The organism is Actinomadura sp. 9N215, assembly GCF_044326345.1.
Taxonomy (GTDB): domain Bacteria; phylum Actinomycetota; class Actinomycetes; order Streptosporangiales; family Streptosporangiaceae; genus Spirillospora.
Window position 1 is genome coordinate 227,995 of sequence record NZ_JBIRBA010000013.1, and the last position, 23,735, is coordinate 251,729.

General features: G+C 73.8%; 23 protein-coding genes and 1 pseudogene. 14 read left to right on the plus strand and 10 right to left on the minus strand.

The features are described from left to right. Nucleotide 1 precedes the first annotated feature (1 nt). On the minus strand, nt 2–1,501 hold the full coding sequence (locus ACH34T_RS22785) for a serine/threonine-protein kinase (protein WP_395994223.1): 1,500 nt from the start codon (nt 1,499–1,501) through the stop codon (nt 2–4). A gap of 134 nt (nt 1,502–1,635) precedes the next feature. On the opposite strand from ACH34T_RS22785, the gene ACH34T_RS22790 reads away from it, so the two are divergent. Genes ACH34T_RS22790 through ACH34T_RS22800 form a run of 3 tightly spaced genes read left to right on the plus strand, consistent with a single transcriptional unit; the run spans nt 1,636 to nt 4,179 of the window. Beyond that, complete coding sequence (locus tag ACH34T_RS22790) at nt 1,636–2,712, plus strand: DUF6777 domain-containing protein (protein WP_395994224.1); 1,077 nt, start codon at nt 1,636–1,638, stop codon at nt 2,710–2,712. A gap of 19 nt (nt 2,713–2,731) precedes the next feature. After that, a complete protein-coding gene (locus ACH34T_RS22795) occupies nt 2,732–3,139 on the plus strand; it encodes an ArsR/SmtB family transcription factor (RefSeq protein ID WP_395994225.1) in 408 nt (135 codons plus the stop codon). Next, nucleotides 3,136–4,179: a cation diffusion facilitator family transporter gene (locus ACH34T_RS22800; protein WP_395994226.1), complete on the plus strand. Its 1,044-nt coding sequence runs from the start codon at nt 3,136–3,138 to the stop codon at nt 4,177–4,179. The genes ACH34T_RS22795 and ACH34T_RS22800 overlap by 4 nt, the downstream gene beginning before the upstream one ends. A 159-nt stretch (nt 4,180–4,338) precedes the next feature. On the opposite strand, the gene ACH34T_RS22805 is transcribed toward ACH34T_RS22800, so the two are convergent. Continuing rightward, complete coding sequence (locus ACH34T_RS22805; RefSeq protein WP_395994227.1) at nt 4,339–5,226, minus strand: amidohydrolase family protein; 888 nt, start codon at nt 5,224–5,226, stop codon at nt 4,339–4,341. Nucleotides 5,227–5,301: 75 nt separating this feature from the next. Next, nucleotides 5,302–6,249, minus strand: a complete 948-nt coding sequence (locus ACH34T_RS22810; protein ID WP_395994228.1) for an alpha/beta hydrolase — start codon at nt 6,247–6,249, stop codon at nt 5,302–5,304. A gap of 152 nt (nt 6,250–6,401) precedes the next feature. On the opposite strand from ACH34T_RS22810, the gene ACH34T_RS22815 reads away from it, so the two are divergent. Continuing rightward, nucleotides 6,402–7,388: a diacylglycerol/lipid kinase family protein gene (locus ACH34T_RS22815; RefSeq protein WP_395994229.1), complete on the plus strand. Its 987-nt coding sequence runs from the start codon at nt 6,402–6,404 to the stop codon at nt 7,386–7,388. Between the two features lie 111 nt (nt 7,389–7,499). Here ACH34T_RS22815 and ACH34T_RS22820 read toward each other — a convergent pair whose 3' ends face one another. Then, the gene (locus ACH34T_RS22820; protein WP_395994230.1) at nt 7,500–8,609 is read right to left on the minus strand and encodes a P1 family peptidase; all 1,110 of its coding nucleotides are present in this window, start codon (nt 8,607–8,609) and stop codon (nt 7,500–7,502) included. Further along, a complete protein-coding gene (locus ACH34T_RS22825) occupies nt 8,606–9,241 on the minus strand; it encodes a TetR/AcrR family transcriptional regulator (protein ID WP_395994231.1) in 636 nt (211 codons plus the stop codon). The genes ACH34T_RS22820 and ACH34T_RS22825 overlap by 4 nt, the downstream gene beginning before the upstream one ends. A 149-nt stretch (nt 9,242–9,390) precedes the next feature. Here ACH34T_RS22825 and ACH34T_RS22830 point away from each other — a divergent pair. Next, nucleotides 9,391–10,677 (plus strand): annotated as a pseudogene (locus tag ACH34T_RS22830) (APC family permease); the annotation flags it as partial. 56 nt (nt 10,678–10,733) lie between these two features. Here ACH34T_RS22830 and ACH34T_RS22835 read toward each other — a convergent pair. Next, nucleotides 10,734–11,396 carry a PadR family transcriptional regulator gene (locus tag ACH34T_RS22835; RefSeq protein WP_395994232.1) on the minus strand — a complete coding sequence of 221 codons (663 nt, stop codon included), beginning with the start codon at nt 11,394–11,396 and terminating at the stop codon, nt 10,734–10,736. Nucleotides 11,397–11,464: 68 nt separating this feature from the next. Beyond that, complete coding sequence (locus ACH34T_RS22840) at nt 11,465–12,337, minus strand: aldo/keto reductase (protein ID WP_395994233.1); 873 nt, start codon at nt 12,335–12,337, stop codon at nt 11,465–11,467. 80 nt (nt 12,338–12,417) lie between these two features. Between ACH34T_RS22840 and ACH34T_RS22845 the strand changes: the two genes are divergently transcribed. Continuing rightward, complete coding sequence (locus ACH34T_RS22845) at nt 12,418–13,083, plus strand: DNA-binding response regulator (RefSeq protein ID WP_395994234.1); 666 nt, start codon at nt 12,418–12,420, stop codon at nt 13,081–13,083. Nucleotides 13,084–13,108: 25 nt separating this feature from the next. Here the strand turns inward: ACH34T_RS22845 and ACH34T_RS22850 are convergent, their stop codons facing one another. Both ACH34T_RS22850 and ACH34T_RS22855 read right to left on the minus strand, forming a co-directional pair. Beyond that, the gene (locus ACH34T_RS22850) at nt 13,109–13,501 is read right to left on the minus strand and encodes a hypothetical protein (RefSeq protein WP_395994235.1); all 393 of its coding nucleotides are present in this window, start codon (nt 13,499–13,501) and stop codon (nt 13,109–13,111) included. Continuing rightward, entirely contained in the window at nt 13,501–15,417 is a 1,917-nt protein-coding gene (locus ACH34T_RS22855) for a DUF4132 domain-containing protein (protein WP_395994236.1), read from the minus strand. The genes ACH34T_RS22850 and ACH34T_RS22855 overlap by 1 nt, the downstream gene beginning before the upstream one ends. Nucleotides 15,418–15,528: 111 nt before the next feature. On the opposite strand from ACH34T_RS22855, the gene ACH34T_RS22860 reads away from it, so the two are divergent. From ACH34T_RS22860 to ACH34T_RS22875, 4 genes are read left to right on the plus strand one after another with little or no spacing between them, the layout of a single operon-like run. Beyond that, nucleotides 15,529–16,998 carry a flavin-containing monooxygenase gene (locus ACH34T_RS22860; RefSeq protein WP_395994237.1) on the plus strand — a complete coding sequence of 490 codons (1,470 nt, stop codon included), beginning with the start codon at nt 15,529–15,531 and terminating at the stop codon, nt 16,996–16,998. 43 nt (nt 16,999–17,041) lie between these two features. Further along, nucleotides 17,042–17,809 carry an SDR family NAD(P)-dependent oxidoreductase gene (locus ACH34T_RS22865; protein WP_395994238.1) on the plus strand — a complete coding sequence of 256 codons (768 nt, stop codon included), beginning with the start codon at nt 17,042–17,044 and terminating at the stop codon, nt 17,807–17,809. 50 nt (nt 17,810–17,859) lie between these two features. Further along, complete coding sequence (locus tag ACH34T_RS22870) at nt 17,860–18,804, plus strand: NAD-dependent epimerase/dehydratase family protein (RefSeq protein ID WP_395994239.1); 945 nt, start codon at nt 17,860–17,862, stop codon at nt 18,802–18,804. A 10-nt stretch (nt 18,805–18,814) separates the two neighbouring features. Beyond that, the gene (locus ACH34T_RS22875; protein WP_395994240.1) at nt 18,815–19,135 is read left to right on the plus strand and encodes a GroES family chaperonin; all 321 of its coding nucleotides are present in this window, start codon (nt 18,815–18,817) and stop codon (nt 19,133–19,135) included. Between the two features lie 99 nt (nt 19,136–19,234). Here ACH34T_RS22875 and ACH34T_RS22880 read toward each other — a convergent pair whose 3' ends face one another. Then, nucleotides 19,235–20,287: an SMP-30/gluconolactonase/LRE family protein gene (locus ACH34T_RS22880; RefSeq protein ID WP_395994241.1), complete on the minus strand. Its 1,053-nt coding sequence runs from the start codon at nt 20,285–20,287 to the stop codon at nt 19,235–19,237. Nucleotides 20,288–20,390: 103 nt separating this feature from the next. Between ACH34T_RS22880 and ACH34T_RS22885 the strand changes: the two genes are divergently transcribed. The 4 genes from ACH34T_RS22885 to ACH34T_RS22900 all read left to right on the plus strand — a co-directional run bounded on the left by ACH34T_RS22885 (nt 20,391) and on the right by ACH34T_RS22900 (nt 23,699). Beyond that, nucleotides 20,391–20,843 carry a MarR family winged helix-turn-helix transcriptional regulator gene (locus ACH34T_RS22885; RefSeq protein ID WP_395994242.1) on the plus strand — a complete coding sequence of 151 codons (453 nt, stop codon included), beginning with the start codon at nt 20,391–20,393 and terminating at the stop codon, nt 20,841–20,843. 91 nt (nt 20,844–20,934) lie between these two features. Further along, entirely contained in the window at nt 20,935–21,303 is a 369-nt protein-coding gene (locus ACH34T_RS22890) for a PH domain-containing protein (RefSeq protein WP_395994243.1), read from the plus strand. A 126-nt stretch (nt 21,304–21,429) separates the two neighbouring features. Continuing rightward, the gene (locus ACH34T_RS22895; RefSeq protein WP_395994244.1) at nt 21,430–22,899 is read left to right on the plus strand and encodes an MFS transporter; all 1,470 of its coding nucleotides are present in this window, start codon (nt 21,430–21,432) and stop codon (nt 22,897–22,899) included. Nucleotides 22,900–22,919: 20 nt separating this feature from the next. Continuing rightward, on the plus strand, nt 22,920–23,699 hold the full coding sequence (locus ACH34T_RS22900) for an RNA polymerase subunit sigma-70 (protein ID WP_395994245.1): 780 nt from the start codon (nt 22,920–22,922) through the stop codon (nt 23,697–23,699). The last annotated feature ends 36 nt before the right edge of the window (nt 23,700–23,735 follow it).

A 23,735-nucleotide genomic window follows, 5' to 3' on the forward strand; every position in this document is an offset into this window, starting at 1 on the left:
GTCAGCGGGGTGAGCGGGACAGGCCGCGTGCCAGCAGGATCACGACGATCGCGGTCAGCACGGCGTGCCCGGCCAGCGCGGACGCCTGGATCTGGACGAGCGCGCCCCACGCGCCCCACATCGCGATGCGGGCGACGCGCGCGGCCATCACCGTCCACGCGGCGGGGCGGCTGCCGCGCCAGGCGAGGATCACCGCCACCAGCGTGACCACGGCCACCACCGCGAACGACGCGGCCACGACGGGCAGCAGGGCGCCCCGGTCGCCCTCGGTGAGGGACGGCATGGCGATGAGGACGGCGAGCGCGGCGACGTCCAGGGCGGCGAGCAGCCCGGCGAGGACCAGCCCGGCGCTCAACGCCGGGCTCCGCCGCAGCGTCCGGTGCGGCGCGGGCGGCTGGGACGGCAGGGACGGCTGTGGCGGGGCCGGCGGGACCGCCTGCGGCCACTCCGATCGCCGCGGCTCCGAGTCGTGGACGAACGGCGCCGTGCCCGGCGGCGTCCTGTCCGGGGGCGGTTGCCGGATCGTTGCCGGGTCGGCGTCCCGGAAGGTCTCGCCGCCCGGCGCGGACGGCGGCGAGGGCGCGGGCTGGGCGGCGGCGGGGCCGGGCAGGCGTTCGTGCGCGGTCCCCAGCCGGGCGTGCCGCTCGCGTTCGCCGAGGAGCCAGAGCAGGACGTCCTCCGAGGACGGGCGGGCCTTCGGGTCCTTGGCGAGGCAGGCGGCGGCGACGTCGGCGAGCGGGCCGGGCAGGGCGCTCAGGTCGGGCGTCTCGTTCATGATCCGGTACATGACGGCGGGCAGCGGACCGCCGGCGAACGGATCGCGCCCGGTGGCGGCGAACAGCAGGGTGCCCGCCCAGGCGAACAGGTCCGTCGCGGGGACGACCCGGCCGGTGAACTGCTCCGGCGCCATGTACGCGGGGGTGCCGACGACCTGGCTGGTCATGGTGGCGTTCGTGTCGAACGCGCGGGCGATGCCGAAGTCGATCACGCGCGGGCCGTCCGGGCCCATCAGGACGTTCTGCGGCTTGAGGTCGCGGTGCACCACGTTCGCGCGGTGGATCGCCGACAGCGCCGTCACCGAGCTGATCGCGAGGCGGTCGAGGTCGGCGCCGGTGCGCGGGCCCCGCTCCTGGACGAGGCTGCGCAGCGAAGGGCCGGGCACGTACTCGCTGACGATGTAGGGCCGGTCGCCGGCCGTGTCGGCGTCGAGCATCTGCGCGGTGCAGAACCCGGCGACGCGCTGGAGGAGGGCCAGCTCGCGGACGAACCGCTCCCGCGCGTCGGCGTTGCCGAGCAGCCGCGCGTGCAGGAGCTTGACGGCGACGCGATGGGACGCGTTCCGGGGGCCGTGGGGGGCCGTCCCTCCGCGGGGGGCGGGCCCGGGCCCGGCGGGACGGCCGAGGTAGACGACACCCTGGCCGCCGGTGCCGATCCGGCCGAGCAGCTCCCAGCCGCCGAGCCGGGTGGGATCGGCGGCGGTGAGGGGAATCCGGCTCGCCATTCACAACCCCCGTGCCCCGATACCGGCCGGGGCGGCCGGTGGAAAATTTGAGCATTTGCCGGGCACAAATCCGCTCCGCCCGGCATCAAAGAGTATAGGTTCGGCTGGCCCGGAGCGGGAGAGGAAGCAGGCTTGTGATCCATTCGCTAATTGCCCGGCGCGGGGTTTCCGCGGCGCCGGTCGCGGGGGCGGCCGCGGCGCTGGTGCTGGCGGCGGGGACGCTGTCCGGCTGCGGGGACGCCGGCTCAACCATCACCCGCCTGACGGTCGGAACGCCGGGCCCCGATCCGTACACGCAGGTGGCCGCCACCGACCGGACGGACGTCAAGGAACGGCCGCGCGCGGGCGGGACGAAGGACGGCGACTCCCCAGGACTGTACGGCGGGACGCGCCAGGCGTCGACCTGCGACCAGCGGAAGCTCGTCGCGTTCCTGCAGGCCAACCCCGGCAAGGCGCGGGCGTGGGCGGACGTGCAGGGCATCCCGGCCGCCGACATCCCGCGGTACGTGTCGCGGCTGACCCCGGTGCTGCTGCGCACCGACACGCTCGTCACGAACCACGGGTACCGCGACGGGAAGGCGACGAGCGGGCCCGCCGTCCTGCAAGCCGGAATGGGTGTTTTGATCAATGGCTACGGAGTGCCCGCGGTTAAGTGCAATTGCGGGAATCCTTTGACCCGGCCAGAGCAAAAGGTCTCCACCGGGAAGGCGTCCTACACTGGCCGATCCTGGCCGGGATTCGAGAAGCGGAATGTGACCGAGGTCCGCCCGCGGGGTTCCCGGAAGGGCACGATCGTCACGTTCGTCCTCGTCGATCCGGAGGGCACGATGGGGTTCCAGCGGCCCCGCGCCACCGAGGGCGAGTCGGACGGCCCGCCGATCGCGCTGCCGGCCACCGAGACCGAGGCCCCGGCAGACGACTCGCCGTCGCCGTCCGACTCCGGGCTGGAGTCGCCGGGCCCCGAGTCGCCCGGCCCGGAATCGCCCGGCACGGAGCCGACCGGCACGCAGTCGCCCGGCACCGGGGAGACGCCCACGCCCGGCGCGCCCCCGGACGGCCCTGGCGACGGCGGAGGCCCCGAGCCCGGCGATCCGCAGAACGGCGGCGGCGCCGGGGGCGAGGGCACGGGCGGGATGGCGCCACCCGCCGGGCCGCCGCACGGCCCGATCTCCCTCCCGCCGTCCCGGGGGCCGGTTCCGGCGGTCTCCTGACGGCATGTAGTCTGCTCATATGAGCAGCCAATCAGACGTCGCCGCGGTGATGGCCGGGCCCGAGGCCTGCGTCGTCCGCGTGGTCGACCCCGAGAAGGTCGCCGACGTCACCGCAGCCCTGCCGGGCGCGGAGACGATCACCGAGCTGGCGCAGGTCTTCGGGCTGCTGTCCGACCCCGGACGGCTGCGGGTGATCACCGCGCTGCTCGAAGGGGGCGAGATGTGCGTGTGCGACATCGCCGCGTCCTGCGGGCACTCGGAGTCGGCGGTCTCGCATTCGCTGCGGCTGCTGCGCGCCAACCGCGTCGTCCGGGTCCGCCGGGCCGGGCGGATGGCCTACTACCGGCTGGACGACTCGCACGTCCGGATGCTGCTCGATCTCGCCCTCGCCCACGTCGGCCACGCGGAGGAAGGCGACCGCGCATGATCGGAGACAGGGACACCGAACCGGGCCGCCCCGACGGCGACGCGCACGGCCACGGACATGGCCACGGTCACGGGCACGGGCACAACGTGTCGCCGAACGCCGACCGGCGGCTGCTCGGCGGCGCGCTCGCGCTGATCGTCGTCTACATGGCGGGCGAGGTCGTGATCGGCCTGATCGCGAGCTCGCTGGCGCTGATCACCGACGCCGCGCACATGATGACCGACGCGTTCGCGATCGCGCTGGCGCTGGTCGCGATGCGCATCGCCGCGCGCCCGCCGCGGGCCGGCTTCACCTACGGCCTGCGCCGCGCCGAGATCCTCTCCGCGCAGCTGAACGGGCTGACGCTGATCCTGCTCACCGTCTACTTCCTGTACGAGGGCGTCCGGCGGCTGGTCGAGCCGCACGACGTCGCGGGCCAGTTCGTGTTCTGGACGGCCGTGGCGGGCGTCGCCGTCAACGTCGCCGCCACCGTGCTGATCAGCCGGGCCGACCGGCGCAGCCTGAACGTCGAGGGCGCGTTCCAGCACATCCTCAACGACCTGTTCGCGTTCATCTCCACCGCGATCGCGGGCCTCGTCGTGTGGACGACCGGTTTCAACCGGGCGGACGCGATCGCCTCGCTGGTCGTGGCTGCGCTGATGCTGAAGGCCGGGTACGGGCTGCTGCGGGACGCGGGCCGCGTGCTCATGGAGGCCGCGCCCGCCGGGCTCGACCCGTCCGAGCTGGGCACCAGGCTCGCCGGGCGGCCGTGCGTCGAGGAGGTGCACGACCTGCACGTGTGGGAGGTCAGCTCCGGGTATCCGGCGCTGTCGGCGCACGTGCTCGTCGACACCAAGGGCGACTGCCACGCCGTCCGCCGCGACCTGCAGGAACTCCTCCGCGACTCGTACGGGATCACGCACTCGACGCTGGAGGTCGACCATGTGGACGACCCGCCGGGCGGCGGGCACGGCCACTGCGACGACCCGCACGGCCCCCGCCACGTGGCCGACTCCGGCGAGCCCCACGAACACGCCGGCGGCGCACCCTGCGACCACTGAGCCCCGCCGCCAGTCGAACCCGTGAGACCCGCGATCAGCCGGGGCCGTGAGGCCCGCGGTCGGACGAGGCCGTGAGGCCCGCGGTCGGACGAGGCCGTGAGGAGTGCGGTCGGACGAGGCCGTGAGGCCCGCGGTCAGCCGGGGCCGTGAGGAGTGCGGTCAGTGGAGGGCGAGGAGTGCGGCGGGGCCGTGCCAGCAGACGGCGCGCAGCCAGTCGTCGCCGAGTCCGAGCGCGGCCAGCGACTCCAGCTGGTGCGCGTAAGCGTAGGGGATGTTGGGGAAGTCGGTGCCGAGCAGGACGCGCCCGGCGAGGCCGAGGTCGCGCAGCCGGGGCAGGAGCGCGTCCGGGAACGGGGCCAGCGCGGCGAACCGCGTGAAGATCATCGTCGTGTCCAGGTGGACGCGGTCGTGCCGGTCGGCGAGGGCGAGGAAGCCGTCGAACTCGGGTGCGCCAAGGTGCGCCACGATCGCGGTGAGGCGCGGATGGCGGGCGAGGACCTCGCCGAACGGCCCGGGCCCGGTGTAGCCGTTCGCGACGGGCCCCGACCCGGCGTGGACGAGCGCGGGAACGCCCGCGTCGGCGAGCATCCCCCACACCGGGTCGAGCTCCTTGGCGCGCGGATCGAACCCGCCGACCTGGAGGTGGACCTTGAAGATGCGGGCGCCGCCGTCCAAGGCCCGGCGGACGTAATCCTCGACGCGGGGCTCGGGGTAGAACGTCGCGGTCTGGACGCATTCGGGGACGCGCGCGGCGAACCCGGCGGCCCACTCGTTCAGCGACTCCGCCATGCCCGGACGGTGCGGATACACCAGCGACGTGAACGCCCGGACGCCGAGCCCCCGCAGGAACGCCAGCCGCTCCTCCTCCGAGTCGCGGTACCGGATGGGCCACTCGCCGCCGATCAGCGGCCCGGCCTCGTCGAAGTAGCTCCACACCGCGCTCATCAGCCGCTGCGGCATGAAGTGGACGTGGACGTCGATGACGCCGGGCAGCCCGAGCGCCCGCCAGAACGCCGGGACGTCCGGATCAGAACGAGGTTCGGTCACGTCCCCGACCCTAGCCGCTGCCCGGACGTCCCCGACCCCGGCCGGATGTCAGCGCGTCCCGGCCACGGCCGGGGATCAGGTGATCTCGGCCAGCAGGGCGGGCAGCGTCGCGCGGAGCTCCCGGCGCCAGTACGGCCAGGTGTGGGTGCCGCGGTAGAAGTGCGTCGAGACCGGGACGCCGATCTTCCGGAGCTTCCCGGCGAACTCCTGCGAGACCGTGTGGGCGAGCGACTCCACGACGTCCCGTCCGGGGGCGGGGCGGGAGTCGCAGGGCCCGCGGGTCCCGTCGCCGGAGCTCACGTGGACGCGGACGCCGGCGAGCCGGTCGGCCAGGTCGTACGGGTTGTGCTGCCGCCACACGACGCGCTGCTCCTCGGGGTCGCCCCACACGTCCGTCCAGTCGAGGGAGGGCGCGCCGATCGCGACGCCCAGCTGGACGAGGTCGGCGACGTCCAGCCCGGCCGGGTCGCGGTACAGCGTGTGGACGAGCCCGCTGAACGAGGCGGCCGCCCGGAACAGGCCGCGGTGCCTGGCCGCGTACGCCAGCGCGCCGAGCCCGCCCATCGCGTTTCCGGCGACGGCGCGGTCCGGTCCGGCGCGGTATCCGCGTTCCAGGATCTGCCGCAGCTCGGCCAAGTGAAAGGTCTCCCACTTCGGTGCGCCGCCGTCGCCGCGATTCCACCAGTCGGTGTAATTGCCGCACGGGTCGCCGTCCGGCATGACGACGATGACATCGGCGTCCTCGGTGAGTTCCTCGACGTCGGTGTGGTCGGTCCAGGCGGTGTGGCCGGCCGTCCCGTGCCCGGCGCCGTGCAGCAGCCAGAGGACGGGCCAGCGCCGCGACGCCTCCCGTGACCAGCGGCGGGGCAGCAGGAGCCGGGCGCGTCCCGAGCCGGCGAGGACAGGCGACCTGACCGTCAGATCGAGGACGCGGCGGCGCGGCCCGCGCTCCCCGACCACGGCGGCGCCGTCGTCGGCGACGCCCGCGGCGGACCCCGCTCCCAGCGACTCGCGCAGTCCCATGATTGGCCCCGGTCATTCAGATGTGCCTCGCCTGTAATGGTTCCCAGTCAGGGCCATGTTTCAACGGCGAATAATCGGTTGATAAAGCCTCGGCCGGAGTTCCGGCCCGAATCGTCCCCGGTAGGGTGACGCCGAAGAGGGGGTGCGGAGCGTTGCGGAGCAAGGCGGAGCTGGAGTCGGCCGTCGCGGGCGGCGGGCCCGCCGCGCTGGTGATCAATTCCCGGTCGCGGCGGGGCCGCCGGCTCTACGGCCGGGTCCGCCGGATGCTGCGCGAGGCGGGCCTCGACTTCGTCCACGTGTTCCCGGTGACCGACCCGTCCCGGCTGCGGGAGCTGTTCGCCGACGTCCTCGCGATGGAGCCCGTCCTCGTCGTCGTCGGCGGCGGGGACGGCACGGTCGCCGAGGCCGTCGGGCACCTCGCGCACCGCGACATCGCGCTCGGCGTCCTCCCGCTCGGCACCACGAACAACTTCGCGCGCAGCCTGGAGCTGCCGATGGACCTGCCCGGCGCCGTCCGTACCCTCGCCGTCGGCCGGCCCGCCGGCGGCAAGGTCGCCGACGTCGACGTCGGCTGGTTCGAGAGCACCGGCGATCCGCAGGGCGAGGGGCCGGGCGGCGACCGGGAGCACATCTTCGCGAACATGGTGAGCCTCGGCCTGTCGGTCGAGGTCGCCGAGCACGTCCCGCACGCGCTGAAGGGGTTCCTGGGCCGTCCGGCGTACGCGCTGACGGCGGCGCGGCTGCTGGCGGGGCACGAGGCGTTCACCGCCAGGATCACGATCGACGGGGAGACCCGCGAGCTCGCCACGCACCAGCTGAACGTCGCGAACGGCGCGCACCAGAGCGGGCAGCGCATCGCCCGCGACGCCAGCCCGGACGACCGGCTGCTGGCCGTCTACCGGCTGGGCGACGAGCGGCGGCTGCGGCTGGTGTCGGCGACGGCCCGGCACGTGCTGACCGGGCCGTGGCGGACGCTGGACGAGGACGCGTTCCTCACCACCGCGCACGTCGAGATCGAGACCGATCCGCCGCTGCGGGTGGACGTGGACGGCGAGATCCGCGGCCGCACCCCGGTGTCGATCCGGCTGCGCGGCAACGCGCTGCGCGTGATCGTCCCGCAGACGTTCGTCGACACCTGACCCGCACGTCCGCACCTGACTCGCGCACGTCGGCACCTGACCCGCGCACGTCGGCACCTGACCCGCGCGTCGGCCTGATCCGCGCGTCGGCACCTGGCCCGGGCGGGCCGGTCAGAGCAGGCGGCGGGCGGTGAGCAGGTCCCGCAGCCGGTCGTGCGGGAGGGCCGGGGAGCGGAGGCCGTCCCGTCCGACCATGGTGCGGGCGGCGAGCAGGACGTTCAGCACGGCCTCCTCGACGACCTGCACGACGGCCTCGTAGAACGGGTTGATCTGGTTCCACTGGACGAACCGCAGCGTGTCGTAGCGGGGCTCGGGGTCCGGGAAGCCGCCGCTGATCGCGCCCGGGTTGGCGTTGGAGAACGCCAGGAAGATGTCGCCGGACGAGTGCCCCCCGTAGGTTCCCGTCAGGGCGAGGCCCATCGGGACGCGGCGGGCGAGCGCGGTGCACTGGCCGGGCAGCAGCGGCGCGTCCGTCGCGATGACGACGATGACCGAGCCGGAGCCGGGCGGGGCGAGCCAGTCGTCGTCCTCGATCGGGTTGTCGTCGGCGAGGTCGGCGCCCACCGGCACCCCGCGCACGGTGAGCTGCCGCCGCGACCCGAAGTTGGCCTGGACGAACGCGCCGACCGTGAAGGCGTCGGACCCGTACTCCACGACCCGCGAGGACGTGCCGCTGCCGCCCTTGAACCCGTAGCAGTTCATGCCCGTCCCGCCGCCGACGGAGCCCTCCTCGACGGGGCCGCCGGACGCCGCGTCGATCGCGGCGATCGCGTGCTCCGGCCGGACGTGGTCGCCGTCGATGTCGTTGAGGTAGCCGTCCCAGGTCTCGGCGACGACGGGCAGCATCCACTCCCGCGCGTCGGGCCGCTCGCGCAGCGACCAGTCGATCACGCCGCGGTGGCAGGCGCCGACCGCGTGCGTGTTGGTGATCAGCACGGGGAGGGTCAGCGCGCCGGTCTCGGCGATCCAGTGCGATCCGGTCATCTCGCCGTTGCCGTTGAGGGAGTACATCCCGGCCGCGCACGGGTCGAGGAAACCGGCCCGGCCGCGCGGCAGCAGCGCGGTCACTCCGGTGCGGACGGGGCCGGCGCCGGGGCGCAGCGGACCGTCTCCGGAGATCAGCGTGGTGTAGCCGACCTCCACTCCGGGAACGTCGGTGATCGCGTTATTCGGGCCTGGCGTGCCGGGCATCGGCAGGCCGAACGAGCGGGCGCGGGTCATCGGTCACCTTCCTGGTCGACGGCCCCGGGGGCGTCGAGGTCGCAGCGGGTGGCGTCGGACGCGCAGGCCAGCAGGAGGCTCACGGCCCGCGCGGGGTCGAGGGTGGGCACGGCCATGGTGATGTGCAATCCGAACCCGTCCTCCAGCGCGACGAGATTCCGGGCGATCGTGCCGGCGTCGCGGGTCAGGGTGAACGCGCCGGTGGCGGAGCCCGCCTCCAGGATCCCGGCGTAGATGCCGACCTGCCGCTCGTACAGCCGGATGTGCTCGGCGGCGTACGACGGGTCGCGGCGGGCGACGGCGCCGAGCTCGTACAGCAGCACGCACAGGTCGTCGCCCGGGCCCGACGGCAGGCCGCTGCGGATCATCGCGATGAGCCGCCGGCGCGGGTCGGGCTCGTCCCGGACGGCGTCCTCCCGGGCGGCGCAGAACCGTTCGACGGCCTCGCGCTGCACCTCCCGCAGCAGGTCGGTGAGCGTCGGGAAGTAGTACAGGACGGAGCCGGGCGACATCTCGGCCTCCGCGGCCACGTCGCGCAGCCGCAGATCGAGCATGCCGCGGCCGAGCACCGCGCGGCGGGCGGCGGCCACGAGGTCGGCGCGCCGTTCGTGGGCCTTGCTGGGTCGTGCCATGCCGACATTCTCCGAAGATCGTTCAGACAATGCAAGTCAGGATCTCGTCACTGAAAGCCGAGACCAAGATGTTATGCCCTCAGTTCTTGACCAGGTGGGAGGGGGTTCTTTGATACTCGTTCGACGAATTGTAGTCCAGGAGGTGCCCCATGGCAGCACCCGAGGTCCGCCCACCGGCCGCCGCCGGCCGCCCGCCCGCGCTGCGCCGCGGGCTACGCACAATCGGCGCCCTGCTCATCGTCCTGTCGGCGATCACACCCGCGTCCTCCGTGTTCATCATCGCGCCGGGGGTGCTGTCCCAGGCGGGCACCGGCGCGTTCCTGAGCTTCGCCGCCGCCGGCGTCGTCGGGATCTTCATGGCCTTCGTGTACGCCGAGCTGGCGTCCGCGTACCCCCTCACCGGCGGCGAGTACGCGATCGTCGGCCGCACCCTCGGCCGGCCCGCCGGCTTCGTGGTGCTCGGCCTGATCCTCATCACCCAGCTGCTGATCCTCGCGGTGATCGCGCTCGGGGTCGGCACCTACCTCGGCGTCCTGATCGACGGCCTCAACGGCCCGATCGTCGCGGCGATCACGGTCGCGGGCGCCACCCTCATCGCGATCTTCGACATCAAGGTCAACGCGGTGGTCACCGGGATCTTCCTGGCCATCGAGATGATCGCGCTGGTCGTGCTGGCCGGGCTCGGCTTCCTGAACGTGGAGCGCCCGGTCACCGACCTGATCGCGGACCCGGTCGTGGCGGTGGACGGCGGGGGCCTCACCGCCGCGTCCGCGGGGCTGATCGCGGCGGCCACCGCCGTCGCGATCTTCTCCTACAACGGCTACGGCTCGGCGGTGTACTTCGGCGAGGAGACCCACGACGCGCACCGGGCCGTGGCCAGGACCGTCCTGTGGGCGCTCGGGATCACGGTGGCGGCGGAGCTGATCCCCATCACCGCCGTCCTGATGGGGTCGCCCGACATCGAGCAGCTGCTGGGCTCGGAGAACATGATGGAGTACTTCATCACCGAGCGCGGCGGCGACACCCTCAACACCGTGATCAGCCTGGCCATCGCGCTCGCCATCCTGAACGCGGTGATCGCCATCATGCTGCTCACCGCCCGGCTGATCTTCAGCTCGGGACGGGACCGCACCTGGACGCCGAAGATCGACGCCGCGGTCGCCTCGATCCACCCGCGCTTCGGCACCCCGTGGATCGCGACGATCGTCACCGGGGTGCTCAGCGCCGCCGCGTGCTTCCTGGACGAGAAGTTCCTGCTCGTCGTCACCGGGACGTCCCTCGTCGCGGTGTACGGCGCGCTGTGCCTGGCGGTGATCGTCGGCCGCCGGAACGGGACCACGGCGCACGCCGGGTACCGGATGCCGTGGTTCCCGGTCGCGCCCGTCGCCGCGCTCGCCGCGCTCGGCTACGTCATCTACCAGAGCGCCAAGGACCCGGAGATCGGACGGCCGAGCCTGTTCGTGACCATCGGCGTGATCGCGGTGTCGGCCGCCTACTTCGCGCTGGTCCTGCGCCGCCGCGGCGGCTGGAGGCTGACCGGCGCCGCCGACGACGAGGCGGACGGCGACGAGCCCGGCGGCGGCGAGCCCGGCGGGGACGGGGCGCCGTCGTCGGCCATGACGTAGGCGCCGGATTCGAGGCGTCCGATCAGGCGCCGCGTCCAGTCCGCGGCGGAGTCGGCGGAGTGCACCCACCAGCCGAGGAGCTCGCGGAGGTGGTCGTCCGGGTCCTGCGCGTCCAGGTGCGGGGACACGGACGACCGCCAGCCCGCCAGGCCGTCCAGCCGCTCGCGCAGCAGCCGGACGGCCTCGGCGCGCGGCAGCTCGGTGAGGAACCCGAGCCCGGCCGTCAGCAGCTCCGGATGCCGGACGTCGACGGTCGCGAGGGCGTGCCGCAGCAGCCGGAGGAACTCGGCGCGGCCCGCCTCGGTGATCTCGTAGTCGGTGTGCGGCGGCCCGGCGTCGCTCTCCTCCACGTCGTGCGCGCGGAGCATGCCCTCCTTGGCGAGCTGCCGCAGCGCGTGGTAGATCGAGCCGGGGTTCACGTGGGCCCACTCGTCGGAGCCCCACGAGATCAGCTCGCGGCGGACCTCGTACCCGTGCGCCCGCCCGCACCGCCGCACGCCGCCGAGCACCAGCAGCCGCGTCGCCGACATCCCGCGCCTCCCTGACCGTAAGTGCGTTTCAGGGTAGGCGCTTTCGTCGGCAATCGGTGACGGAACGGCTAGCCGCGCAGCTCGGCGAGGTCGTCCGGGGTGAGGGCGACATCGGCGGCGGCGAGGTTCTCCTCAAGGTGGTCCGGGGAGCCGGTGCCTGGGATCGCGAGCATCACCGGCGAGAGCGCGAGCAGCCCCGCCAGCAGCACCTGCGGGACGGTCGCGCCGTGCCGCGCCGCGATCGCGTTGGCGCGTTCGTCGTCGGGGATGCCGAACCCGCCGAGCGGGAAGTAGGGCGCGTACGCGATGACCTCGCGCTCGCAGACGGCGAGAAGCTCGACGTCCTGCGGCCGCGTGACGTCGAACCGGTTCTGGATCGCCGCGACCGGCGCGATCTCCCGGGCCTCGGCGAGCTGCGCCGCGCTGACGTGGCTGAGGCCGAGGTGCCGGATCACGCCCTCCTCGCGCAGGGCCGCCAGCACCGCGAAACGCTCCCCGATGGACTCGTCCGCCGGGGTCTCCATCCCGCCGGGACGCAGGTACACGAGGTCGAGATGGTCGCGTCCCAGCTCCCGCAGGTTCCGCTCGACCTCGGCGCGCAGCCCGGACGCGGGGATCGTCCCGGACGGGTGCGGCTCGCCCGGCCCCCGGTACGGCCCGACCTTGGTGGCGATGACCAGGCCGTCCGGGTAGGGGGCGAGCGCCGCGCGGATCATCTCGTTGGCGGCGGGCCCGTCCTGCGCGTAGTAGAACGCGGCCGTGTCGATGTGGTCGACGCCCAGCTCGACGGCCCTGCGCAGGATCTTCAGTCCGGTGTCGCGGTCGTTCGCGGGGCCGTCGAGGCGGCTCATCGGCAGGCGCATCGCGCCGAAGCCCATCCGGGCGACCCGCAGGTCGCCGCCGATCTCGAAATGCCCGCCCGTGCTGATCTGTGTCGTCATGCGCCCCACTGTGCTGCGGTCCCCCGGCCTGGACGAACGGCTGGCAGCTTGCTGCCAGCCGCGTGGCAGACTGGATCACGATGAGCGCCGACCTGGACCGGAACGTCGTGCTGCGCGGCGAGGCCGAACTGGCCGAGCGCGCCGGGCGGCTGTTCCTGGCGTGTGAGGAGTTCGCCTGCGCCGCCACCGACCTGAACACCTGGGCGATGCCCGGATACCGGGAGCGGATCGTCGCCAAGCGGTACGAGGCCAAGCCGCCGCCCGTCACGTACAAGCTGCACAACCCGGCGGCGCTCGCGGACGAGGCGTCCGAACGGCATCTCGTGGAGATCAACAGGGCGGGCGCCCGCGTCCGGATCTGCACGACCGCCCTCCCCCACGAGACGATCATCGTGGACCGGCGGGTCGCCATCCTCGCGGGCCCGCCGGCGGGCGGCGTCCGCGAGTACACGGTCGTGCGGTCGCCGAGCGTGGTCCGCGGCGTCGTCTCGCTGTTCGAGGCGACCTGGGACAAGGCCACCGACCTGGACGACTATCGCCGCGACCGTCCACCCGCCCTGTCCGACGAGAGCGTCCGCATCCTGCGCCTCCTCGCGGACGGCCTGAAGGACGAGTCCGCGGCGCGCAGGCTCGGCATGTCGCTCCGCACCTACCGCCGCCGCGTCGCCGAGATCCTCACGCTCCTGGACGCCGACTCCCGCTTCCAGGCGGGCCTCCGCGCCCACGAGTTCGGCCTGATCGGCTGATCCCGCCGGTCAGCCGCCCGGCCGGTCAGCCGCCCGCCAGCGGGACGAGCTTGACGAAGACCAGGTCGGGGTCGGCGGTGAGGTCGACCTCCTCGTCGAGGTCCTCGACCTGGCGGTCGCCCGCGAGGACGAAGAAGCCGTTGGCGAGGAAGGCGCGCTCGGCGATGCCGGCCTGGCGCTCCCAGTCGATGCGGCGGGGCTCGCGGAGGCGGTAGCCGTTCAGCTCCGTCTCGGCGTCGTCCGGGCGGACGAGGCCGTGGAACCGGCCGGACGGGCGGGCGTTGTGCCGGGCCACCTCCTCGCGGACCCGGAGCCTGATCAGCTCCCGGACGGTCATCGCCGCCGGGAGCCCGGCCAGGTGGAACTCCGCGACGGGCCTGCCGGTCGCGGTCTCGTCCCGGAACGTCACGGCGGGCATCAGGCGCCTCGCTTGATCTGGTGCAGGATCGTACGATCCGTGATCTTGTGGTCGGCGGCGAGCAGGAACGCCTTGCTGAGGATGAGCGAGAGGCGCTCGTCCTCGAACGGCAGGTAGAGCGTGCCCTTGCTCCTGCCCCTGGCCTGGACGATGCACAGGTACGAGTCGTCCGGCTCCATCAGGATGTTCGCCGACCCCAGGTGGATCTTGTACGTGCGCAGCTCGCCCCGGACGGCCAGGTAGCGGCCGTCGATCCGGCAGCGGTCGGCGACCTTCGTGCGGGGCAGGACGCGCTCCAGCGCCGCGCGGCGGATCTCCGCGTTCGCGGTCAGCGCGCCGAACGTCGTCTCGCGCCAGTACGCGGCGAACCGGTCCTCGCCGCGGTCGGCCCAGTCCGCGTCGGCGGCGATGGACGTCACGCCGACGAACAGGTCGACGTCCCGCATCGCCTCGCTGAACACGACCGGCGGGACGTCCGCGAGCGGCGCGTCCGCCCAGCCGCGGCCCTCCTTGCGCTCGAACCTGACCTGGTCGGTGGCGGCGTACTCCGGCGCCCAGTCGGCGTCGTCCGCCGGGTCGTGGTAGAAGCACGCGCGCCACTCGCCGCCGTCGCCGCCGAACACGGCACGCGCCTCCCCGTTGTAGCCGCCCTCGAACCGGCCGAGGAAGTTGGCCTGCCAGCCGCGTTCCTTGAACAGCGCGTACAGCCGCCGGTAGCGGACGATGTGCGCGGCGAACCGGTTGGAGTACGTCCCGGTCTCCTGTTCGGCCGGGGTGAGCAGGTAGATCTCGCGGAACGCCTGCTTGAACGGCTGCCGGACCTGCCCGTCGACGATCCGCTCGCGCCAGGCGCGGACGCCTTCGGTCGTCGCCCTGATCGGGTGCCAGAGCCTCACCCGGGCGGGGTTCCCGTCCGGCGGGGTCATGGCGGCGTGCCAGGCGCCGTTCCCGTCCTGGAACTCCCAGATGAGGCCGCGGACGAGGACGCCGGTGATCGGGTGGTCGCGGTAGTGCTCGCGCCATTCGCCGTAGGGCCAGGCGCGGTCGTCCGACATCAGGGACTCGATGCGCGCCCGCTCGCCGGCCAGCGTCGCCCGCACCTCCTTGGCCAGGGCCTTCAGCGCCTTCAGCTCGTCGGCGAAGCCGTCCTTGACCGCGGCCGGGGCCGTCCTGGACGCCTTCCCGTCCGCGCCGGTGAACGTCAGCCGGACGGTCGCCGCGTCCTCGACCGCCAGCCGGACCGTGTGCGCGCCGAGCGTGCGCTCCAGCGAGCCGTCCGGCCGCAGGCCGTGGGACGGGACGCTGCGCTCGACGAGCTGCGCGGGCGTGATGCCCTGCCGTTCGGCGGCCGTCCGGAGCGCGATGTCGAGCTGCTTCCGCAGCGCCCGGTTCCTGATCTTCGTCTGGAGCCGCGACAGCGACTCCAGCGCGGCGGTGTCCTCGGCGGCGCCGAGCGCGTTGATCGCCGCGCCCGCGAGCTTGAAGTCCTCGTAGAGGTCGCCGGCGCGGGTGCCGGCGCGCAGCGCCAGCCCGCCGAGGAGCGGCAGCGTCGCGGGCCCGCCGGTCAGGGCCGCCGCCCACACGACGCCGCGCGCGAGGTCCCCGTGGTCCTGATGGACCAGATAGTGGTAGTGGAAGTGGTGCCCGTCGATCCAGGCAGCGTGCGCGCCGTCCTCGCGGCTGCACTGCGGCTCGCCCTCGACCAGCGCGCGCAGGCACGCGGCGACGGTGTCGCGCGCGGCGGCCGCGTCCGCGAGCGCGACGCACGTTCGGCGCCACTTCGCCGAGGGACGCGGCGACGACAGCCTCCCCAGATGCCGGACGAACCGCACGAACTCGCCCGTCGGCCCTGGCTCGGCACGCTCGCGCAGCGCCGCCGCCCACGCGTCGCGCTCGGGGATCATTCCGTAGAGCATGGCGCGATCGTGGCAGGGGCCGCCGACAAAACCGCGAACCCGGTGTTTGTCCGGCGCCCTCGCGGTCTTCTACGCTCGGGGAGACCGCGGCGAACGAGGTTCGGGACGGCCATGGCGCACAGCGTGGTGATCATCGGGAGCGGGTTCGGCGGGATCGGGATGGCGATCCGGCTCCGGGCGGCCGGGATCCGCGACGTGTTGATCCTGGAGAAGGCGGCCGGGCTCGGCGGCACGTGGCGCGACAACACCTATCCGGGCGCGGCCTGCGACGTCCCGTCCCACCTGTACTCGTTCTCGTTCGAGCGGAAGACGGACTGGTCGCGGCGCTTCCCGCCGCAGCCGGAGATCCTCGACTACCTGTGGCACTGCGCGCGCAAGTACCGCGTCCTGGAGAGGGTGCGGTTCGGGACGGAGGTGACCGCCGCGCGCTTCGACGAGGACGCGGCGCTCTGGCGGATCTCCACGACGTCCGGCGAGCTGGCGGCGCGGGTGCTGGTGTCGGCGTGCGGGCAGCTGAACCGGCCCGTCCTGCCGCCGATCGAGGGACGCGAGTCGTTCGCCGGGCGCAGCTTCCACTCCGCCCGCTGGGATCACGGCGCCGACCTGCGGGGACGGCGGATCGCGGTGGTCGGGACAGGCGCGAGCGCGATCCAGCTCGTCCCGGAGATCGCGAGGGAGGCGGCGGAGCTGCGGCTGTTCCAGCGGTCCGCGCCGTACGTGATCGACAAGCCGGACCGGCCGTACCGGGGGTGGGAGAAGGCCGTCCTGGCGCACGTGCCCGGGGTGTACGAGCTGAGCCGCGCCCGCGTCTACGCGCTGTACGAGTCGCGGGCGCTGGGTTTCGTGAAGTACCCGAGGCTGATGGGGATGCTGGAGAAGCGGTTCAAGGACACGCTGAAGGACGGCGTCGCCGACCCCGCCCTGCGGGACGCGCTGATCCCCGGCTACCCGATGGGCTGCAAACGGATCCTGATCTCCAGCGACTACTATCCGGCATTGGCGCTGCCGAACGTGGACCTCGTCACCGACCCGATCGAGGCCGTCACGCCGTCCGGCGTCAGGACCGCGCGACGCGCCTACGACGTGGACGTCATCGTGTACGCGACCGGGTTCCGCACCACCGGGTTCCTCTCCCCCATGAAGATCGTCGGACGGGACGGGCGCGAGCTGAACGAGGCCTGGCGGGACGGCGCGCAGGCCCACCTCGGCATCACCGTCAGCGGCTTCCCGAACCTGTTCCTGCTGTACGGCCCGTACACCAACCTCGGGCACAACTCGATCATCTACATGCTGGAGTCGCAGTTCCGGTACGTCCTCGGGTGCGTGCGGGCGCTGCGCCGCGCCGGGCTCGACTGGATCGACGTCCGGCCTGACGTGCAGGACGCGTTCACCCGCGAGATGCGGGAGCGGCTCCGCTCGACGGTGTGGGAGTCGGGCTGCCGGAGCTGGTACATGACCGCGGACGGCAAGGTCGTCAACAACTGGCCCGGGTTCACGTTCGCGTACCGGCGCGCGACCCGCCGTCCCGACCCGCGGCACTTCCGCGCCCGCCGGACCGCCCGCCGGGCCGCCACCCGGTAGCCCCGCGGGCGGCGGGGGCGGCGGGACGCTTAGGCTCGATGGCATGCCGACCGCCTTCATCACCGGCGCGACCGCGGGCATCGGTGCCGCCTTCGCCCGCCGCCTCGCCTCCGACGGATTCGACCTGGTCCTGCTGGCCCGCGACGCCGAGCGGCTGGAGCGGACCGCCGCCGGGCTGCGCGACAGGTACGCCGTGCGGGCCGAGGCGCTGCCCGCCGACCTGTCCGCGGAGGACGGCCTCGCGGCGGCGGAGGAACGCGTCCGCGACGACGTCGATCTGCTGATCAACAACGCCGGGTTCGGGCACGGGGGCGTCTTCCTGGACGTCCCGGTGTCGGACGAGGTGACCATGCTGAAGGTGCACTGCGAGGCCGTCCTGCGGCTCACGCACGCCGTGCTCCCCGGCATGCTGGACCGCGGCCGGGGCGGCGTCGTCAACGTGGCGTCGGCGGCGGCGTTCGCGACGCGCGGCACGTACGGGGCGTCCAAGGCGTGGGTGGTGAGCTTCAGCCAGGGCGTCGCCGCCGACATCGGACGGCGGACGGACGGCGGGGTCCGGGTGATGGCGCTGTGTCCCGGCTACGTGCGCACCGAGTTCCACGACCGCGCCCAGATGGACATGTCAGGCCTGCCGGAGTTCATGTGGCTCGACAAGGACGACGTCGTGGCCGCCGCGCTCCGCGACCTCCGGCGCGGCGTCCTGGTCAGCGTCCCGGGCCCGCAGTACAAGGCACTCGTCGGCGCGAGCCGGCTCCTGCCGCGGGGGCTCGTCGCGCGCGTGTCGTCCAATATGGGACGCAAGTACAAGTAAGCGCCCGCCCGGGGTTCCGGGGGTGCGGCCGGCTGAGGTAGACACGGCCCATGCGGGTGCTGGTGACAGGGGCGGCGGGCTACATCGGATACGCGGTCGGGCGGCGGCTGGTCGCCGCCGGTCACGACGTCGACGGGCTGGTGCGGCGGGAGACGGGCATGCGGGCCGACGCGGGCTTGCGACGGGACGCGGACGTGCCGGACGGGATCCGTCCCGTCCGCGGCGACCTCCTCGATCCGGACGGGCTTCCCGAAGGGCCGTACGACGGCGTGTGCCATCTCGCGGCGCTCACCCGCGTCCGCGAGTCGTTCGACGCCCCGCTGCGCTACTTCACCGCCAACGTCCAGGGCACGGTGAACCTGCTGGAGGCCGTGGACGCGGACCGCGTCGTGTACGGGTCGACGGCCGCCGTCTACGGGACGCCGGAGCGGCAGCCGATCCCGGAGAGCGAGCACACCGCGCCCACCAGCCCGTACGGCGCGTCGAAGCTGGCCGCTGAGCAGGCCGTCCGGTACCACGCGCGGACGGGCGCGATCGGCGCCGTCGTCCTGCGCACGTTCAACGTCGCCGGATCGGTCGACGGACGGGCCGACCCCGACGAGACGCGGCTGATCCCGAAGGCCCTCGCCGTGGCGGCCGGGCACGAGCCGCACCTGGAGATCAACGGCGACGGGCTGGCCGTCCGCGAGTACCTGCACGTGGACGATCTCGCCGCCGCCTACGTCCGGGCGCTGGAGGCGGTCCGGCCCGGCGAGGAGCGGGTCTACAACGTCGGGAGCGGCGCCGGCGCGGCCGTCCACGAGGTCGTCGCCGCCGTGGAGGAGGTGACGGGACGTCCCGTGCCCACGCTGCGGCGCCCCGCGCGGCCCGAGGTGCCGGTGCTGATCTGCGACGCGTCCGCCGTCCGGGCGGAGCTCGGCTGGCGTCCCGAGCGCTCCGCGCTGCCGGACGTCATCGCCTGCTCATGGAACGCCCTTACGCGGATACGCGACTAAACTCCCCAGCGTGTCCGAGCCGAAGTTCGAAGTCCAGATGCTCCACGACCGGGTCATGATCAAGGTCGAGAAGGACAGCGGGGAGCGCCGCAGCACCGGCGGGATCGTGATCCCCGCGACGGTCGAGGAGGCGAACCGCCTGGTCTGGGGCGAGGTCTGCGGGGTCGGCCACCACGTCCGCGTCGTCAAGCCCGGCGACCGCGTCCTGTTCCACCCGGGCGACCAGTTCGAGGTCGAGATCCAGGGCGAGAACTACCTCGTCATGCGCGAGCGGGACCTGCACGCCATCGCCAGCGAACGCCCCGAGCACGGCACCGGCCTCTACCTGTAACCGCCCTTCCGCAAGCCGGTCACAAGCAAAGGCCGGTCACAGGCGGAGGCCGGTCACAGGCGGAGGCCGGTCGAACGCGCCGCGGCGGCGCCGGTCGCGTCAGAGGCCGTGGACGGCGGCGACGGTGAAGGGGATCTCCGGTGTCCCGTCGCCGAGCGGGCCGCCCTTGTCGAACTGCGAGCGCACCACGTACAGGGTTCCGCGGCTGCGGACGAGCGTCGTCGGGAGCTGGAGCGACGCGTCCGCCAGCGCGCGCTCGCGGCGGGCCCCCGCGCCGTCGCGCGCGACACGCCAGCGGGTGATCGCGTTGTCGACGTTGTGGACCGTCCACAGCCGTCCGTGCTGGAGTTCCAGGCCGTCGGCGTTGCGCAGGTCGCCGCCGTGCAGGACGGACCTGCGGACGGCGCCGGACGCCGCGTCCAGCCGGTACAGGTCGCCGCCGTGCATGTCGGCGGTGAGCAGGAAGCGTCCGGCGGGATCGGCGACGATGCCGTTCAGGGTGAAGTCGCCGGGGCCGTGCGGTTCGAGGACGTCGGCGAGGTCGAAGCGCGGCGCCAGCGTGGCGCGTCCGCCGCGGGCCGCCGCCAGGTCCCGGGGCGTGACGCGGTAGACGACGGACCGGGCGCTGTCGGTGATGTAGGCGCTGCCGTCCGGGGCGATGGCCAGGTCGTTGACGAACCGGGCGCCGTCGCCTGGGACGTCGAACCGGGCCAGCAGGCGGCGGCTCCGGGTGTCGTACACCGAGACCCCGGCCGTGGAGTCGGTCACCCACAGCCGTCCCGCCCGGTCGGCCTTGAGGCCGTTGGCGGTGCGGCGGCCGTCGGCGCCCGCCGGGAGGAACACCTCGGCGACGCGCCGGCCCGGCGTCATCCGGTAGACGGTGCCGTCCTGGAACGACCCCGCGTACATGGCACCAGTACGGGGATCGGCGGCGATGCCCTCGGGATACACGCGGTCACCCGGCAACACGTAGGCGGCGACGACCCGCGCGCGGGACGCCGATATGTGGAGGGCCGCACCCGCCGCCGAGGCGGCTGCCGGTGCGGCTGCCGCTGGGGCGGCTGCCGTCGGGGGCGCCGTCACGGACGCGGGCAGCACGGCCACGGCGAGCGCGGCTGCGGCGACGGTGGGGAAGCGGTGAAGGCGGAACATAGGTCTCCGTTCGAGCCATCTCATTCGGATGCGTACATACATTAATTAGAGCTCGAATGATCGTCAACAGTCTTTCCTTCGACCGGCTCGGTAGCATGCGGAAATGACCTCGATGCCCACGTCGGAGCGGATCGGCTCCCATCTCAAGCGCGCCGAGCAGGCGCTCAACGGGGCCAAGCAGGCGGCGGTCAGACCGAGCGGGCTCACGGTGCCGCAGTACGCCGCGCTGCTCCTGCTGGACGAGAACCCCGGCATGTCCGCCGCCGCGCTCGCCAGGGCCTGCGCGGTCACCCCGCCGACGATGAACACCGTCCTGAAGAACCTTCAGGAGCGCGGGCTGATCGAGCGCACCCCGCACGAGTGGCACCGCAACATCCTGGAGACCCGGCTCACCGCCGACGGCGAGGCGGTGCTCGCGGACGCCGACGTGCGCGCGGTGCGGGTCGAGCGGGGCCTCGCCGCCGCGTTCACCGACGCGGAGCGCGCGACGCTCACCGAACTGCTCGGCCGCTGCGTCGAGTTCCTCGAAGGCGCGCGGACCACCGGCGGCGACTGAGACACTCCCCTACGAACCGGAACGAAAACGACTTCGCGTCGGACCGGACGCCACCTCGCGCCGGAACGACCGCGACGACTCGGGAGGACGCATGGGCGACGAGGTCCAGCACGACAGGTCGGGCCAGCTCAAGCAGATCGAGAGCGGGCTGCTGCCCGGCGAGCAGATCATCGCCGTCTACGACGCGGTGGGCGCGGGGACCGGGTTCATCGGCCTCACCGACCGGCGGGTGATCATCCAGGACAAGAGCTTCGCCGGCAAGAAGTTCGCCATCACCAGCGTCCCCTACTCCAAGATCACCTCGGTGAGCGTGGTCAGCAACAAGTCGTGGGCCGGGTCGTACTTCTCCACCGGCTCGATCGCGATCAACGTCGGCACGCACACCTACGAGGTCGAGTTCCGCGGCAGCGACAAGAGCCACCACGTCCACAACGTGATCCTGCAGCACATCTCGGCCTGACCGCGCCCGCCGCGCGGCCCCTCCATGCGGGCGGCGTGCGCGCGGCCGATGAGTTCCGGTCTCCCGGCCGGTACCACAGGCGAGGGATCTTCCGCCCTCGCCCGTACCGGACGGCCGGGAGGCCAGATGCGCAGGATTTCCCCCGAGGGCTGGGTGCTCGCCCTGACCTCGGCGGCGGCACTGACGATCATGCTGGACATGCTGGTGGTGACCACCGCGCTCAGCACGATCAGGACCGGGCTCGGCGCCTCGATCGAGACCCTCGAATGGACGGTCAACGCCTACACGCTCCCGCTCGCGGCGCTGCTCATGACGGCGTCCGTCCTCGGCGACCGGTACGGGCGCCGCCGGCTGCTGGTCGCGGGCGTCGCCGTCTTCACGGCCGCGTCGGCGGCGTGCGCGCTCGCGCCGGGCGTCGGCGCGCTGATCGCCGCGCGGGCCGCGCAGGGCGTCGGGTCGGCGATGGTCATGCCGCACGCCATGGCGCTGCTCGGCGCCGCGTACCCGGCCGAGCGGCGCGCCCGCGCGCTCGGGATCTTCAGCGGGGTGACGGGGCTCGGCACGCTCGGCGGCCCGCTCGTCGGCGGCGCGATCGTCGAGGGCCTGGCCTGGCAGTGGATCTTCTGGCTGAACGTGCCGATCGGGCTCGCGCTGATCCCGCTGATCAGGGCGCGCGTCCCGGAGAGCCGGGGCGCCGGGCGGCGGATGGACCCGGTCGGCGTCGTCCTCGTGACGGGCGGCGCGCTCGGGCTCGTCTGGGGGCTCGTCCGCGGGAACGCCGCCGGCTGGGGCGGCCCCGAGGTCGCGGGCGCCTTCGCCGCCGGGGCCGTGCTGACCACGGCGTTCGTCGTGTGGGAGCGGCGCGCCGCCGCGCCGATGCTGCCGATGGGCTACTTCCGGACGCCCGCGTTCGCCGCCGGGAACGCGGCCGGCTTCCTCCTCTACGGCTCGATCTTCGGCGCGACGTTCTTCTTCGCGCAGTTCCTGCAGAACGGGCTCGGCCACGGCCCGCTCGGCACCGGGCTGCGCCTCGCGCCCTGGACCGTCACCCTGTTCCTGTTCGCGCCGCTCGCCGGACGCCTGGTCGCCCGCGTCGGCGAGCGGGCCCTCGTCACCGGCGGCCTGCTGGTCGCGGCGGCCGGGCTCGCGTGGATCGCGCTCATCGCCTCGCCCCGGACGGGATATCCGGGGCTCGTCCCACCGCTGGTGCTCGTCGGGGCCGGGGTGTCGCTCGCGATGCCGGCCGCGCAGAACGCCGTGATCGGGTCGGTCCCGGCGATCGGCGTCGCGTCCGGGACGTTCAACACGCTCCGCCAGTTCGGCGGGACGTTCGGGATCGCGGTGTCCGCCGCCGTGTTCGCCTCCGCCGGCGGGTACGGTTCGGCCAGGGCGTTCACCGACGGGTTCGCGGCCGCGACGTGGGTCCTCGCCGCGCTCGCGCTCGGCGCCGCGATCGCGGGGCTGGGCACGCCCGGCCGCCGCGGCCCCCGCCGTGTCCCGGCCGGGGTGTCCGCGCGGGGTGCTGCGCCCGCGGCGGCCGATCCGTCCGATCCGTCCGATCCGTCCGATCCGTCTGGGAGCCTGACGACCCGATGAGCCGACCCGATGGGAGGACCATGACGAGCGGCGACGAGTTCGCCCGCCTGACCGCCCCGTACCGGCGGGAGCTGCTGGCGCACTGCCGCCGGATGCTCGGCTCCGTCCACGACGCCGAGGACGTGGTGCAGGAGACGCTGCTGCGGGCGTGGCGCGCCCACGGCACGTTCGACGAGTCGCGGGGCCCGCTGCGCGCCTGGCTGTACCGGATCGCGACGAACGCGTGCCTGGACGCGCTCGCCCGCTCGGCGCGGCGCCCCCGGCCGTCGCCGGCCGGCGGGGGTGGCGACGGGCCCTGCGGGCAGCTCGGCCCGCCGCCGGACGGGGACGCCTGGCTCCCGCCGTGGCCGAGCGCCCTCGACCCCGCCGCCGTCGCCGTCTCCCGCGACAGCGTCCGGCGCGCGTTCGTCGCCGCGCTGCAGCTGCTGCCGCCCCGGCAGCGGGCGGTGCTCATGCTCCGGGACGTCCTGTCGTGGCGCGCCGCGGAGGTCGCCGAGGCGCTCGGGACGTCCACGACCGCGGTGAACAGCGTCCTGCAGCGGGCCCGGGCGACCCTCGCGGAAGCCGACACCGGCCGTCTCACCGAGCCCACGGAGCCGGACGCCCGGCTGCTCCTCGACCACTACGTCACCGCGTTCGAGAACGCCGACGTCGCCGCGATCACGGCGATGCTGCGCTGCTGCGCGACGGGCCGGTCGCGCAGATGCCGCCGCACGCGGCCCGGGTCCGCGGCCGTCCGGGCGGCGCCCGCGTCGGCGCGGCGCCACGGCCCGCCGCAGGAACCGCGGGTCAGACGATGATCTTCACGGTGGAGCCGGCGCGGCCCTTGGTGACGC

What these genes read in the sequence shown, in the direction of transcription:
- ACH34T_RS22785 (WP_395994223.1), bottom strand. Translation starts at nt 1,501, where the DNA reads ATGGCGAGCCGGATTCCCCTCACCGCCGCCGATCCCACCCGGCTCGGC.
- ACH34T_RS22795 (WP_395994225.1), top strand. Translation starts at nt 2,732, where the DNA reads ATGAGCAGCCAATCAGACGTCGCCGCGGTGATGGCCGGGCCCGAGGCC.
- ACH34T_RS22800 (WP_395994226.1), top strand. Translation starts at nt 3,136, where the DNA reads ATGATCGGAGACAGGGACACCGAACCGGGCCGCCCCGACGGCGACGCG.
- ACH34T_RS22810 (WP_395994228.1), bottom strand. Translation starts at nt 6,249, where the DNA reads ATGGGACTGCGCGAGTCGCTGGGAGCGGGGTCCGCCGCGGGCGTCGCC.
- ACH34T_RS22820 (WP_395994230.1), bottom strand. Translation starts at nt 8,609, where the DNA reads ATGACCCGCGCCCGCTCGTTCGGCCTGCCGATGCCCGGCACGCCAGGC.
- ACH34T_RS22825 (WP_395994231.1), bottom strand. Translation starts at nt 9,241, where the DNA reads ATGGCACGACCCAGCAAGGCCCACGAACGGCGCGCCGACCTCGTGGCC.
- ACH34T_RS22835 (WP_395994232.1), bottom strand. Translation starts at nt 11,396, where the DNA reads ATGTCGGCGACGCGGCTGCTGGTGCTCGGCGGCGTGCGGCGGTGCGGG.
- ACH34T_RS22840 (WP_395994233.1), bottom strand. Translation starts at nt 12,337, where the DNA reads ATGACGACACAGATCAGCACGGGCGGGCATTTCGAGATCGGCGGCGAC.
- ACH34T_RS22845 (WP_395994234.1), top strand. Translation starts at nt 12,418, where the DNA reads ATGAGCGCCGACCTGGACCGGAACGTCGTGCTGCGCGGCGAGGCCGAA.
- ACH34T_RS22850 (WP_395994235.1), bottom strand. Translation starts at nt 13,501, where the DNA reads ATGCCCGCCGTGACGTTCCGGGACGAGACCGCGACCGGCAGGCCCGTC.
- ACH34T_RS22855 (WP_395994236.1), bottom strand. Translation starts at nt 15,417, where the DNA reads ATGCTCTACGGAATGATCCCCGAGCGCGACGCGTGGGCGGCGGCGCTG.
- ACH34T_RS22860 (WP_395994237.1), top strand. Translation starts at nt 15,529, where the DNA reads ATGGCGCACAGCGTGGTGATCATCGGGAGCGGGTTCGGCGGGATCGGG.
- ACH34T_RS22865 (WP_395994238.1), top strand. Translation starts at nt 17,042, where the DNA reads ATGCCGACCGCCTTCATCACCGGCGCGACCGCGGGCATCGGTGCCGCC.
- ACH34T_RS22870 (WP_395994239.1), top strand. Translation starts at nt 17,860, where the DNA reads ATGCGGGTGCTGGTGACAGGGGCGGCGGGCTACATCGGATACGCGGTC.
- ACH34T_RS22880 (WP_395994241.1), bottom strand. Translation starts at nt 20,287, where the DNA reads ATGTTCCGCCTTCACCGCTTCCCCACCGTCGCCGCAGCCGCGCTCGCC.
- ACH34T_RS22885 (WP_395994242.1), top strand. Translation starts at nt 20,391, where the DNA reads ATGACCTCGATGCCCACGTCGGAGCGGATCGGCTCCCATCTCAAGCGC.
- ACH34T_RS22890 (WP_395994243.1), top strand. Translation starts at nt 20,935, where the DNA reads ATGGGCGACGAGGTCCAGCACGACAGGTCGGGCCAGCTCAAGCAGATC.
- ACH34T_RS22895 (WP_395994244.1), top strand. Translation starts at nt 21,430, where the DNA reads ATGCGCAGGATTTCCCCCGAGGGCTGGGTGCTCGCCCTGACCTCGGCG.
- ACH34T_RS22900 (WP_395994245.1), top strand. Translation starts at nt 22,920, where the DNA reads ATGACGAGCGGCGACGAGTTCGCCCGCCTGACCGCCCCGTACCGGCGG.